The sequence below is a fragment of the Nitrosomonas europaea genome (assembly GCF_900167395.1).
Classification (GTDB): domain Bacteria; phylum Pseudomonadota; class Gammaproteobacteria; order Burkholderiales; family Nitrosomonadaceae; genus Nitrosomonas; species Nitrosomonas europaea.
The window spans coordinates 25,399-38,175 of sequence record NZ_FUWK01000012.1; the positions used below are offsets into that span (position 1 = coordinate 25,399).

At 49.9% G+C, this 12,777-nt stretch carries 13 protein-coding genes; 9 read left to right on the forward strand and 4 right to left on the reverse strand.

Annotation, left to right across the window (positions count from 1 at the left end; genetic code table 11):
* Window positions 1-47: 47 nt before the first annotated feature.
* The 3 genes from dprA to B5D58_RS05615 all read left to right on the forward strand — a co-directional run bounded on the left by dprA (window position 48) and on the right by B5D58_RS05615 (window position 4,328).
* Complete coding sequence (dprA, locus tag B5D58_RS05605; protein ID WP_011112499.1) at window positions 48-1,163, forward strand: DNA-processing protein DprA; 1,116 nt, start codon at window positions 48-50, stop codon at window positions 1,161-1,163.
* Window positions 1,164-1,243: 80 nt separating this feature from the next.
* Entirely contained in the window at window positions 1,244-1,702 is a 459-nt protein-coding gene (locus B5D58_RS05610) for a Smg family protein (RefSeq protein WP_011112498.1), read from the forward strand.
* 127 nt (window positions 1,703-1,829) lie between these two features.
* Entirely contained in the window at window positions 1,830-4,328 is a 2,499-nt protein-coding gene (locus B5D58_RS05615) for a DNA topoisomerase III (RefSeq protein ID WP_011112497.1), read from the forward strand.
* A 44-nt stretch (window positions 4,329-4,372) separates the two neighbouring features.
* On the opposite strand, the gene B5D58_RS05620 is transcribed toward B5D58_RS05615, so the two are convergent.
* Window positions 4,373-4,624 carry a hypothetical protein gene (locus tag B5D58_RS05620; protein ID WP_011112496.1) on the reverse strand — a complete coding sequence of 84 codons (252 nt, stop codon included), beginning with the start codon at window positions 4,622-4,624 and terminating at the stop codon, window positions 4,373-4,375.
* A gap of 358 nt (window positions 4,625-4,982) precedes the next feature.
* On the opposite strand from B5D58_RS05620, the gene aroA reads away from it, so the two are divergent.
* From aroA to pyrF, 6 genes are all read left to right on the forward strand, one after another.
* The gene (aroA, locus tag B5D58_RS05630) at window positions 4,983-6,278 is read left to right on the forward strand and encodes a 3-phosphoshikimate 1-carboxyvinyltransferase (RefSeq protein ID WP_011112495.1); all 1,296 of its coding nucleotides are present in this window, start codon (window positions 4,983-4,985) and stop codon (window positions 6,276-6,278) included.
* A 180-nt stretch (window positions 6,279-6,458) separates the two neighbouring features.
* The gene (gene cmk, locus B5D58_RS05635) at window positions 6,459-7,130 is read left to right on the forward strand and encodes a (d)CMP kinase (protein WP_011112494.1); all 672 of its coding nucleotides are present in this window, start codon (window positions 6,459-6,461) and stop codon (window positions 7,128-7,130) included.
* 105 nt (window positions 7,131-7,235) lie between these two features.
* On the forward strand, window positions 7,236-8,954 hold the full coding sequence (gene rpsA / locus B5D58_RS05640; protein ID WP_011112493.1) for a 30S ribosomal protein S1: 1,719 nt from the start codon (window positions 7,236-7,238) through the stop codon (window positions 8,952-8,954).
* Window positions 8,955-8,962: 8 nt separating this feature from the next.
* Complete coding sequence (locus B5D58_RS05645) at window positions 8,963-9,280, forward strand: integration host factor subunit beta (RefSeq protein ID WP_011112492.1); 318 nt, start codon at window positions 8,963-8,965, stop codon at window positions 9,278-9,280.
* A gap of 217 nt (window positions 9,281-9,497) precedes the next feature.
* Window positions 9,498-9,632, forward strand: a complete 135-nt coding sequence (locus B5D58_RS14415) for a lipopolysaccharide assembly protein LapA domain-containing protein (RefSeq protein ID WP_353681462.1) — start codon at window positions 9,498-9,500, stop codon at window positions 9,630-9,632.
* A 13-nt stretch (window positions 9,633-9,645) separates the two neighbouring features.
* The gene (gene pyrF / locus B5D58_RS05655) at window positions 9,646-10,341 is read left to right on the forward strand and encodes an orotidine-5'-phosphate decarboxylase (RefSeq protein ID WP_011112491.1); all 696 of its coding nucleotides are present in this window, start codon (window positions 9,646-9,648) and stop codon (window positions 10,339-10,341) included.
* Here the strand turns inward: pyrF and B5D58_RS05660 are convergent.
* Genes B5D58_RS05660 through lptM form a run of 3 tightly spaced genes read right to left on the reverse strand, consistent with a single transcriptional unit; the run spans window position 10,336 to window position 12,773 of the window.
* Complete coding sequence (locus tag B5D58_RS05660) at window positions 10,336-11,388, reverse strand: phytoene/squalene synthase family protein (protein ID WP_011112490.1); 1,053 nt, start codon at window positions 11,386-11,388, stop codon at window positions 10,336-10,338. The genes pyrF and B5D58_RS05660 overlap by 6 nt on opposite strands.
* Window positions 11,389-11,397: 9 nt before the next feature.
* The gene (gene lysA / locus B5D58_RS05665; protein ID WP_011112489.1) at window positions 11,398-12,651 is read right to left on the reverse strand and encodes a diaminopimelate decarboxylase; all 1,254 of its coding nucleotides are present in this window, start codon (window positions 12,649-12,651) and stop codon (window positions 11,398-11,400) included.
* The gene (lptM, locus tag B5D58_RS14420; RefSeq protein ID WP_143023718.1) at window positions 12,648-12,773 is read right to left on the reverse strand and encodes an LPS translocon maturation chaperone LptM; all 126 of its coding nucleotides are present in this window, start codon (window positions 12,771-12,773) and stop codon (window positions 12,648-12,650) included. The genes lysA and lptM overlap by 4 nt, the downstream gene beginning before the upstream one ends.
* Between the last annotated feature and the right edge of the window lie 4 nt (window positions 12,774-12,777).

The window sequence follows — 12,777 nt, forward strand, 5'->3', positions numbered from 1 at the left end:
CCTTCGGATTCCGGAAGCCAGGTAGTCATCAGGTGAGTTTTTCTTCTATGCAGATCGATCAGGATATCGAATCCTGGCTGCGCCTTGGCCTGACTGAAGGCGTGGGAGGAGGTGCTTTGCGCCGGCTGCTGATTGCCTTTGGTGATCCGGCCAGGGTACTCGCTGCCAGTCGGCCTGCGCTCGAAGGCGTCGTAAAAAAACCGGTTGCCACCAGCATTTTTCTCCGCAAGGTGGATGAAGAGAGACTGGCCAGGACCATCAAATGGCTGGAAGATCCTCTCAATTCACTGATTACACTGGCAGATTCGGATTACCCGAAGCTTCTGCTCAATATATCCGATCCTCCTCCCATACTTTATTTCAAGGGTCAACGGCAATTCCTGGCGCAGCCGGCAATGGCAATGGTCGGCAGTCGTAATGCGACACCACAGGGGCTTGCAAATGCCGATGCCTTTGCCGAGGCTGCCAGTAACGCAGGATTTTGCATCATCAGCGGTCTGGCGCAGGGTATCGATACGGCCGCCCATCAGGGAGGATTGCGTGGCGCATCTTCCAGTATGGCCATTGTCGGAACCGGACTTGATCTTGTCTATCCATCGAGAAACCATGAGCTTGCTCATAAACTGGCAAATGAAGGCGGGTTGATTTCAGAGTTTCCGCTGGGGACGCCAGCCATAAGCCGGAATTTTCCACGCAGAAACCGTATCATCAGTGGCATGTGTCATGCCTGTCTGGTTGTGGAAGCCACGCTGTACAGCGGATCGCTGATTACCGCCAGACTGGCACTGGAACAGGGGCGCGAAGTGATGGCGATACCCGGTTCCATTCATTCCCCTTTGTCAAAGGGCTGTCATGCACTGATCAAACAGGGGGCAAAACTGGTCGAGAATATTCAGGATATTCTGGATGAGCTGCACTACCAGCCCCAGCCTGTGCCGCGATTTGAATCTGTTGCGGATGAGGGTGGCGGGACAGGTGTACTAACGGGGGAGGGCGATGATACCGGGCTACTGATGTATTTTAGCTACGATTCCACCGATATTGATACACTTTGCGCGCGCAGTGGCTTGACGGTTGAAACAGTATCCGCCATGCTATTGGGCTTGGAGCTGGAAGGCAGGATAGGCAGCCTTCCTGGGGGGAAGTATCAGCGTATCCGTTGATTCAGTGGGTATCAGGCTATAATCACCGCCCTGTTAAGTGTCTTATAGTGGTTTTAATCCAGAATCACAGTGCAGAAACTATGTTCGATATTCTCGTTTATTTATTTGAAAATTATTTCGATGCCGGAAATTGTCCGGATTCTGCCACGCTGACACGAAAACTGACCATGGCTGGCTTTGATGACGAGGAAATCACGCTGGCGCTCGACTGGTTGTCTGATCTTTCCCGCCATGATGAAGAAGGCTATCTGGCCGGGTTGGCAGAAAGTGATTCAATGCGCCATTTTACTGAAGAGGAAATGGAGATCATCGATACGGAAGGGCGCGGGTTCATTTTCTTCCTTGAACAGGCGGGTGTCATCAATCCTTTACAGCGTGAATTACTGATTGATCGGGTCATCCGTATGGATGGCGATACTGCCAGTATAGAAAAAATAAAACTGGTGGTACTGTTTGATCTTTGGATTCAGAACCAGTTGACTGACCGCAGTATCGTTGAGGGGTTGTTCGTAGTCAGTGATTCTCACCAGCGGCACTGATCCCTCGCAGACATTCCTTCCTGATCCATTAATAAATAATTGATTCCCGGTAAGCCGGGTAGTTTGATCGACTGACGCAGCCTGCTCGTCAGTTGCCCGCTGCGTCTGCAGTAGCATGTAAATATCTATGAGTAAAAAACTGATCATTGCCGAAAAGCCTTCTGTTGCCAGTGACATTGCGCGTGCCCTGGGTGGGTTTGTCAAGCAGAAGGATTATTTTGAGAGCGATGAGTTTGTGGTGTCCTCGGCAATCGGGCATTTGCTGGAGCTGATCGTCCCGGAAGAATATGAAGTCAAACGGGGAAAATGGAGTTTTGACCATTTGCCTGTTATTCCTCCGCGTTTTGATCTTGCTCCGATCGAAAAGACGACAGATCGTCTGAAGCTGCTCAGCAAACTGATCAAGCGAAAGGATGTCGATATGCTGATCAATGCTTGTGATGCTGGGCGTGAAGGTGAACTGATTTTCCGTTACATCGTGCGCCATGTCGGCAGCAAGAAACCTATCAAGCGCTTGTGGCTGCAATCCATGACCCCGTCAGCCATACGCGAAGCTTTTGCAAATCTGTTGAATGATGCTGAAGTACAGTCTCTGGCAGATGCGGCTGTCAGCCGATCAGAGGCGGACTGGCTGGTGGGAATCAATGGCACACGTGTCATGACCGCATTCAATTCACAGGAAGGTGGATTCCATAAAACTACGGTCGGTCGGGTACAGACACCGACACTTGCCATACTGGTCGAACGGGAAGAAGCGATCAAAAAGTTCGTGGTGCGGGATTACTGGGAAGTTCATGCTACTTTCCAGGCAGAAAGTGGTGTTTATAAAGGAAAGTGGTTTGATGAAGGTTTCAGTAAGCGTAAGGATGAATCTGAATCCAGAGCAGATCGAATTTGGGACCATGCCAAGGCAGAAGTAATCCGTGATAAATGTGCAGGACGAACCGGGGTCGTTACCGAAGAAAGCAAGCCATCCCGGGAAAATTGTCCTCTGCTGTACGATCTGACCAGTCTGCAACGTGATGCCAACAGCCGTTTCGGTTTTTCCGCCAAGGTGACATTGGGGCTTGCGCAGGCGCTGTATGAAAAACATAAGGTGCTGACTTATCCCCGTACTGATTCGCGTGCGCTTCCGGAGGATTATCCGGCGATCGTCAAAGATACGTTGCAAGTGCTGAAGGGATCACGTTACGACCGATTTGCCAGCCAGATTCTGGAATCAGACTGGGTAAAGCCGAACAAGCGAATCTTCAATAATGCCAAGGTTTCCGATCACTTTGCAATCATACCTACTGCCCTGGTGCCAAAGAAACTCAATGAAGCGGAGGAGAAACTCTACGATCTGGTCACCAAACGTTTTCTGGCGATTTTTTATCCGGCAGCAGAATTTCTGATCACGACCCGTATCACGCGCGTGGAAAATGAACCTTTCAAAACAGAAGGCAAGGTGTTGGTACATGCCGGCTGGCAGACGGTTTATGGCAAGGTGGAATCCGCCCAGGGGCAGGAAGAGGAATCGGTACTGGTGGCAGTCACACCGGGCGAGACAGTACTGGCACAGGAAGTGGCAGTCGTGGCCGGTAAGACACGTCCTCCTGCCAGATATAACGAGTCTACGTTGCTGTCAGCGATGGAAGGTGCCGGAAAACTGGTGGAAGATGAAGAATTACGTGCAGCCATGAGTGCCAAGGGGTTGGGTACGCCTGCTACGCGTGCCGCCATCATAGAGGGATTGATTCACGAAAACTATGTCGAGCGTTCAGGAAGAGAGTTACAGCCGACAGCCAAAGCATTTTCGCTGGTGACGCTGTTGCGGGGGCTCAAAATTCCAGAGCTGATTTCTCCCGAGTTGACCGGCGACTGGGAATTCAAATTGCGCCAGATCGAGCAGGGTCAGCTCAAGCGTGATGTTTTCATGGAAAAGATTGCGGCGATGACGCGTCATATCGTCGAACAGGCCAAGAATCATCGTGATAAAACCATCAGCGGGGATTTTGCGACACTTCAGGTACCTTGTCCCGGATGTGGTGGGGTGATAAAAGAAACGTACAAAAAATTTCAGTGTCAGCAATGTGATTTTGCATTGTGGAAAATTCTGGCGGGGCGACAATTCGAGGCAGCGGAAATGGAGACATTGATCTCTACTCGTGAGATTGGCCCTTTATCGGGTTTCCGCAGCAAAATGGGGCGTGCGTTCAACGCAATTGTCAGGCTGACGGACGACTATGAAATGAAGTTTGATTTTGGCAATGAGGCTGATCAGGCACAGGAAAAAGTCGATTTTTCAGCGCAGCAACCACTTGGAAAATGTCCTCAGTGCGGTCACTCTGTTTATGAGCACAAATTGCTTTATGTTTGTGAAAAGTCGGTTGGAGCGGGCGCTCCCTGCAGTTTCAGAACCGGGAAAATTATCTTGAATCGTGCTATTGAGGCGGAACAGGTAGTCAAGTTGCTACAGACAGGAAGAACGGATCTGCTGGCCGGATTTGTTTCCAGGAAAGGGCGGCCATTTTCTGCTTATCTGGTCGTAGGGCCGGCAGGAAAGATCGGGTTCGAGTTTGAACAGAAAAAAACAAAGAGCAAACCTGCGGATACTGTTCCGGAAACCGGTAAAGCTGCTTCCTGATCTGGTTGGCAGTTTTCTTGCGTATTTCCGGAATAGTGATCGGGTCAGGCATAGACGTAGATAAGGTAACGTACAATACCTGACACGGCAGTAATGAGGATGGACAAACTGCCTACCAGTGCGAGTCCTTCGATAATGAAGAAAGTCAGTGCATGACCAAGGCTTTTGTATTCTATTTCTCCCGTCTCATTACGTCTCCGATCCTTGCGAACCTTGGTCCAGTAGAGAATCATGAAAGCGATTGGAAGGGCCAGAATTGAGTAAAGCAGGGTAGTTATCGGTGCGGTATCTTCCATCTGTTGACCTCGTTGAATATGAATGAAATGAGTATAAGAAAAGGGGGGTATTGTATTTGATCTGCGGTAGCTTTAGTAGACGGTTGCGTCAATGTCCGGTATCCCTGGAAAAACAGGTTGGTTTACCGACAAAGCTGTTCAATAAGAAGTGTTGTAATAAGGAATTTTTTGGATGTGTTGCTGAAGAGCGGCGTTGAACGACATGAGAACGGGTTTGCCAGATTGAATATACTTTTTTATCCAGAACATGATCTGCGAAATCAGATTCATCAACATCCTCAAAATTGTTGGGCCGGTGAAAGGAAATTTTCATGCAGTAGCTGGCCTTTGTTTTATGCCTGCAGGAGATCGCTAGTTTATGCAATGGCTTGATCTTCCGCATGTACAGCGTGCACAAGGTAATGTACGCCTGCCGGGTTCGAAAAGTATTTCCAACCGCATTCTTTTGCTGTCTGCGCTGGCTGAAGGCACTACGATGGTCAGCAACCTGCTGGAGTCCGACGATACCGGGCGGATGCTGGATGCATTAAGGCTGCTCGGGGTGGCGATCGTTCGCACCGATGATGGCAAATACCGGGTGGCAGGATGTAAAGGGAAATTCCCGGTAAGAGAAGCCGAACTGTTTCTGGGAAATGCCGGGACGGCTTTTCGTCCGCTGACTGCAGTGCTGGCACTGATGCAGGGTCATTATCGTCTTTCCGGTGTGCCACGAATGCACGAGCGTCCGATCGGAGATCTGGTGGATGCATTACGCCAGATCGGGGCTGTAATCACCTGTCTTGAGCATGAAGGTTTCCCGCCGCTGGAGATCCACCCGGCGGTAATTCGTCCAGGTAATATCTCCATCAAAGGGAATATTTCCAGCCAGTTTCTCAGCGGATTGCTGATGGCGCTGCCGCTGACGGGCGAGCCGGTAACCATCGTTGTCAGTGGTACGCTTATTTCACAGCCTTATGTGGCACTCACGATTGCACAAATGGCACGTTTCGGCGTGCAGGTTAAACAGGAATCCTGGCAGCGCTTTATGCTGCCCGAAAATCAGACTTATCGCAGTCCGGGAAAGATTGCAGTCGAGGGAGATGCATCCTCTGCTTCTTACTTTCTTGCGGCTGGGGCCATTGCGGGTGGTCCGGTACGGATCGAGGGTGCGGGGAGTGACAGCTGTCAGGGAGATATCCGCTTCGTTGAAGCACTCGAGGCGATGGGAGCACGTATCAGCATGGGGAGTGACTGGATAGAATCTGGCGCTCCTGATGGTGGGGCCTTGAAGGCGATTGATTTCGACTGTAACCATATTCCTGATGCAGCCATGACATTGGCGACAATGGCCTTGTTTGCACGAGGTACTACCACGCTCAGGAATATTGCGAGCTGGCGGGTCAAGGAAACCGACCGGATTGCAGCGATGTCTGCGGAACTGCGCAAACTGGGTGCCCGGGTCGAGGCAGGAGATGATTTTCTGCGAATTACGCCACCCGATGGTCCGCTTACTGCGGATGCCGTTATCGATACTTACGATGATCACCGGATGGCCATGTGTTTTTCCCTGGTGTCATTGAGTGTGCCGGTGCGTATCAATGACCCGGGGTGTGTGGCTAAAACTTTCCCGGATTATTTCGAGAAATTTGCAGCCATTACCCATACTCCTTTCTGAGAGTACATTGAGTCAGGAATGATCGATACTGGAAGAAACCACGGATGATGTCCGTGGAGGATGGTTCTGGACGAATGTTTTCAGGTATCCGGTGATCTTTGTAAAATAATAAATAACATCAGTATTTTAAGGGAGCAAACAGAATCCCAGAGCCTGTCATTTGGCCGGGGTCAACAGATTATGGATAAACAGAATGTACCGGTAATTACGCTGGATGGCCCTTCCGCATCAGGAAAAGGCACAATTGCCCGCCTCGTATCACAGGCACTTGGATTCCACTATCTTGACAGTGGCGCACTCTACCGTCTGGTAGCGCTGGCAGCCATGAAGCGCAATACGGATGTCAGTGATGAACACAGCATGGTCGATATTGCCCGGCATTTGAATGTCTCTTTCAGAGATTCATCGATCTGGCTGGAGGGAAAGGATGTCAGTGATGAAGTACGGGCAGAGGCGTGCGGGGAGTATGCTTCCAGAATCGCTCAGTATTCTGCGCTCAGAGTGGAGCTGCTGGGGTACCAGCGGGATTTTCGCAAATCGCCGGGTCTGGTGACTGATGGGCGTGATATGGGCTCGGTCATTTTTCCTGACGCCACTTTGAAAATCTATCTCACGGCAAGTGAGGAGGAGCGTGCGCTCAGGCGCCATAAGCAGTTGATGGAGAAGGGAATAAATGCTAGTATCGCAGACCTGATCCAGGCGCTTCGGGCGCGCGATGAGCGTGACAGTAGTCGTTCCACGTCGCCGTTGCAGCAGTGCGAAGATGCGTGTCTGCTGGATACTACCGGCCTCAGTATAGATCAGGTTGTCAGCAGGGTATTGAATATGTATGCTGAAGCCCGGAAAGCTTGAGCTGCTTGGAGTTTGAGTTTTTAAGCCGTTTTTTTCTTTTTTATTAACCAACCAACCTGTCCCCTCTGTTTTTCGGGGAATTGTTTACGATCGGATATTTTTTAAATGACTATTGCAACCAGTGTAGCGGGCTCTTCGGAAAATTTTGCCGAACTTTTCAATGAAAGCCTTTCGCATAAAGAAATGCGTGTGGGCGAAGTGATTACTGCCGAGATCATTCGTGTTGATTACAACTTCGTCGTGGTCAATGCAGGGCTTAAATCCGAGAGCTATATCCCGATTGAAGAATTCAAAAATGACAGAGGTGAGATTGAAGCCCGCGAAGGTGATTTTGTCAGTGTGGCTATCGAAGCACTTGAAAACGGATTTGGTGAAACCCGTTTGTCGAGAGACAAGGCAAAACGCCTGAATGCCTGGTATGAACTGGAAGAAGCCATGGAAAAAGGCAAGATCGTTACCGGCATGGTCAACGGGAAGGTAAAAGGTGGACTGACGGCCACGATTAACGGTATTCGTGCTTTTCTGCCAGGTTCTCTGGTGGATATTCGCCCGGTCAAGGATATGACGCCTTATGAAAATAAGGAAATGGAATTCAAGGTAATCAAGCTTGATCGCAAACGTAATAATGTGGTCGTATCCAGACGTGCCGTACTGGAAGAAACCCAGGGTGCAGATCGGGATGAGTTACTGGCCAGTCTGCAGGATGGTGCGGTCGTTCAGGGAATCGTCAAGAATATTACGGATTATGGTGCATTTGTGGATCTGGGCGGGATCGATGGCCTGCTGCACATTACCGACCTTGCCTGGCGCCGTGTGAAACATCCGACCGAAGTCATCAATGTGGGCGATGAAGTGACTGCCAAGGTTCTGAAATTCGATCAGGAGAAAAACCGTGTTTCTCTGGGATTGAAACAGCTTACGGAAGATCCGTGGATTGGTCTTTCGAGACGTTATCCCCAGGGTACACGTATCTTCGGTAAAGTTACCAATATGACCGATTACGGTGCCTTCGTCGAAATCGAACAGGGGATCGAAGGTCTGGTGCATGTTTCGGAAATGGACTGGACCAACAAAAATGTCTATCCATCCAAAATTGTGCAGTTGGGCGATGAAGTCGAAGTCATGATTCTTGAAATCGACGAGGATCGTCGACGTATTTCTCTGGGGATGAAACAGTGCAGACCCAATCCCTGGGAAGAGTTCTCACTTAGTCATGAGAAAGGTGACAAAGTTACCGGGCAAATCAAATCGATTACAGACTTCGGTTTGTTCATCGGATTACCAGGCAACATCGACGGTTTGGTACATTTGTCTGATCTTTCCTGGAATCAGCCTGGCGAAAAAGCAATCAGCGAATTCAAGAAAGGGGATGAAGTTGAAGCAGTGGTGTTATCCATTGATGTAGAGAAAGAACGTATTTCTCTGGGCATTAAACAACTGGAAGGCGATCCTTTCAATATTTATGTTGCCTCGCATGATAAGAACAGTATCGTCAAGGGTACCGTCAAATCTGTTGACGCCAAAGGTGCTGTTATTGCGCTGACTGACGAGGTAGAGGGTTATTTGCGTGCTTCCGAGTTCTCGCGCGACAAGATCGAGGATATTCGTTCCCGTGTCAATGAAGGAGATGAGATCGAAGCGATGATCATCAATATTGATCGCAAGAACCGGAGCATCAGTCTGTCAGTCAAGGCAAGAATTCAGGATGAGGAAGATAAAGCCGTCAAATCACTGGCCTCGGTGTCCAACCCTGCCAGTGCCGGTACGACTAACCTGGGTGCGTTACTCAAAGCCAAGATAGACAGCAAATCGTCAGAAGAATAAGGCCGGTTATGACGAAGTCTGAACTGATTTCCAAGCTGGCAGAACGCTTTCCTCAGTTGCTGGCAAAAGATGCTGAACTGGTCGTCAAGATCATTCTGGATGCGATGGCCAAGAGTCTTTCCAGGGGAGAGCGTATCGAGATTCGTGGATTTGGCAGTTTTGACCTGAATTACAGACCTTCGCGTGTTGGCCGTAACCCGAAATCGGGTGAGAAGGTTCATGTTCCGGAAAAATACGTTCCACATTTCAAGGCGGGTAAGAAGATGCGTGAACTGATAGATTCCGGCCCTAAACAGCACAAAGTGCTCGATCGCGTTACGGGTTGAGCACTTTTCTCGTCGTGTGGATTGGGAAAGTATGGTTTGAGGGAGCTGGTTTTATACTTTCCCTGTTCGATATAGTGCGGTTATCAGTGTATTTTGACGATTCTATTTTTCTGTTTTACCTTTCTGAGCCGAATCAGATGAAATACGCATGTTTATGACCCTTCTACGCCTGATTGTCTTTTTGTTTCTGCTCAGTGTCGCTGTCAAGAATTCCGGGATGGTGACAATACACTACTACCTGGGGATGGAATGGGAAATCCCTCTGGTAGTAGTGCTTTTCCTCTGTTTTACTGCAGGCACCTTATTCGGGTATCTGTCCTGCTTCATCAAAAAAATCCGTAAGAAATCCTGATATCCTCAGTGGTATGAATGACCCGCGTATCATCGTCGCACTGGATTTTCCCGATCAGTGTACAGCATTGAATTTTGCTGCCGGGCTGGATAGTACGCTTTGCCGGGTCAAGGTCGGGAAAGAGCTGTTTACTCTGGCGGGTCCGCAATTGGTCGAGAAATTGATGAAACTGGGTTTCGATGTATTTCTCGATCTGAAATTCCATGATATTCCCAATACGGTTGCTGCAGCTTGCAGTGCTGCATCAAGCCTTGGTGTATGGATGGTCAATGTACACGCGCTGGGAGGGAGTAAAATGCTGCTTGCAGCCCGACAGGCCCTGGATGGGAAAAGAACCAGACTCATTGCCGTTACCCTGCTCACCAGCCTGAATCAGAATGATTTGAGTGAGTTGGGTATAGCTGATACACCGGAAACAATGGTGCAGCGACTGGCTTTGCTTGCCCAGCGTTGTGGCCTGGACGGTGTGGTTTGTTCAGCGCTGGAAGCGGTGAGTCTGAGAGAAGTGACTGGTGAGGATTTTTGTCTGGTCACTCCGGGTATCCGATCATTCGGTGACGGTAACGATGATCAGGCGAGGATTGCAACACCGGCAATGGCAATACGTAGTGGGGCCAGCTATCTTGTGATCGGCAGACCCATCACCCGATCACCGGATCCGCTCGGAGCACTCCGTCGATTCAATGACGAGGTCGCTTCAGTTTTATGATCGGGCAATCTGTACTTCTGGCAGATTCCTGGATGATATTGCAAAAATTTTCTTGAGTGCCCAATCCTGACTGGCTAAGAGGCTGGTAATCAGGACGGTTGCTCTAACACTCCGGCGAGAGATTTTTACTTCTCTTCCCGTTATAAAATCCCGTTTGTGGTTGATTTTGTTTAGGGTCAATACTGCCATGCCGATCGCCCACAGGCAGAATCGGCGTACCCCGGCTTCATGTGACGGAATCAGGCAGGTGTAGGCCAGGGCGTTCTGCAAGTGTGTCTTGGCGATCCCGATCAGAGTGCCCAGACCGGCATGGAAACCTCGCTCGGGGCAACCTGGCTGTAAATCGTTCAGATCAAATCCTTCTTGCAGGAAAATATCTCTTGGCAGCCAGCAGGCACCCCGTTTTCTGTCTTCCCAGATATCTTTCAGGATATTGGTCATTTGCAATCCCTGTCCGAAAGAGACTGATAATTGCATCAGCGCCGGTTTGTGCTGGTTGATTTCCGGGGAGTAGTCACAAAACAGTTCGGTCAGCATTTCACCGACGACACCAGCAACATGGTAGCAATAGCGATCCATCTCGGCCAGATTCTCGAGTCCCGACAGAGATTCGCTTTCCTGGTATGCGGCCATTCCCTGCCCCATGATACGTATGCAGCGTTCCAGTGCCTGGCGTTGCACCGGGTTGAAGCTGTGAGTCATGCGTATGACAGACGGAGTATGTTTGATGAGATCGTGTTCCGCTGGAATGGTATGTTCCGAAAGCAGGGGATACAGGGCTCGGGCAAATGTTTCTGCCTCGACTGTTCCGCTGACGACCTCAATGAACATCTCGGCCAGTTCGCGTGTTTGCTCCAGTGTCAGGGCGCTGTCATCTTCAACGGTATCGACTATACGACATAACAGGTAGGCGTTTCCTACCACCTCACGCAACGCTGGCGGCAGTTGCGGGATGGTCAGTGCAAAAGTACGCGATACGCCCTGTAGTATGTGTTCCTGATAGCGCACATCATCGAGTGTGGCAATGTTCGACATGGTCGGAGTCATATGCAAATTTCAGATGGGCAGCTTTTCCAGAGCATACAGATCTTCCACCGTTTCACGCGCGCGGATGAGATGCACCGTGCTGCCATCCACCATGACTTCAGCTGCGCGTGGGCGGGTATTGTAATTGGAACTCATGCTCATACCATAGGCTCCGGCGGACATGACTGCCAGCAAATCGTTTTTTGTCAGTGCCAAGTTACGATCATGGCCGAGAAAATCACCGGTTTCGCAAACAGGCCCGACGATCTGGTAGGTTTTCGTTTCCCCGGTTCGTTTGGTGACCGGCAGGATTGAGTGGTAAGCCTGATATAAAGCTGGTCTCAGCATGTCGTTCATGGCCGCATCAACAATGGCAAAATTGCGGTGTGACGTATGTTTGAGGTAGTGTACCCGGGTCAACAGCAGCCCGGCGTTGCCCACCATTGAACGACCGGGTTCAATGAGCAATTGCTGCGGATGGTTTTCTGCGATCGTACACAGTGCTTTGATGTAGGCTTCTATCGAAGGTGGTGATTCCCGATCATAACGAATTCCCAGTCCTCCACCCAGATCAAGATGTTTGATAGTGACGCCCATTGTTTGCAGGCGTGCCAGTAAATCGAGCATTTTATCGGCTGCTTCAATGAAGGGTGCAATTTCAGTCAATTGCGAACCGATGTGGCAATCCAGCCCGGAGACCTGAATATGGGGAAGCTGGTGCGCCAGTGAATAGATTCGTCCAGCCTCAGCGGCCGGGATGCCAAATTTGTTTTCCTTCATTCCTGTCGAAATATAAGGGTGGGTATTGGCATCCACGTCCGGGTTGACGCGCAAACTGACTGGTGCAATTTTCCCCATCTGTCCGGCGATTTCATTCAGTACCATCAACTCCATTTCCGATTCCACATTGAAACAGAGAATATTGGCAGCCAGTGCGGCACGAATTTCCTCAGGTGTTTTGCCCACCCCGGAGAAAACCGTTTTTTGCGGATCGCCACCTGCTTTCAATACGCGCTGCAATTCTCCACCAGAGACGATATCGAAACCGCTGCCAAGGCGAGCAAGCAGATTCAGTATGGCAAGATTCGAATTGGCTTTTACCGCGTAGCAGATCAGATGATCCCGTTGTCCGAATGCATGATCAAAAATCTGGTAAGTCGTGCGGATTGCTGCGCTCGAATAAACATAGCAGGGGGTACCAAATTTAGCGGCAATCTCTGCCAGTGGTACCGATTCCACAAAAAGCTGGCTATCACGGTATTCAAATGAGCTGAAGCTGCTCATGGTTTTTCCTGTGTATCGTTTTTGACGGGAGGTGGATTTTGCGGAAGATAAAGAGGTCCCTTATGGCCACAGGCCGACAGGAACAAGTGTAATGAAAGGATCAGGCCAAGTATGCGCATCATGGAA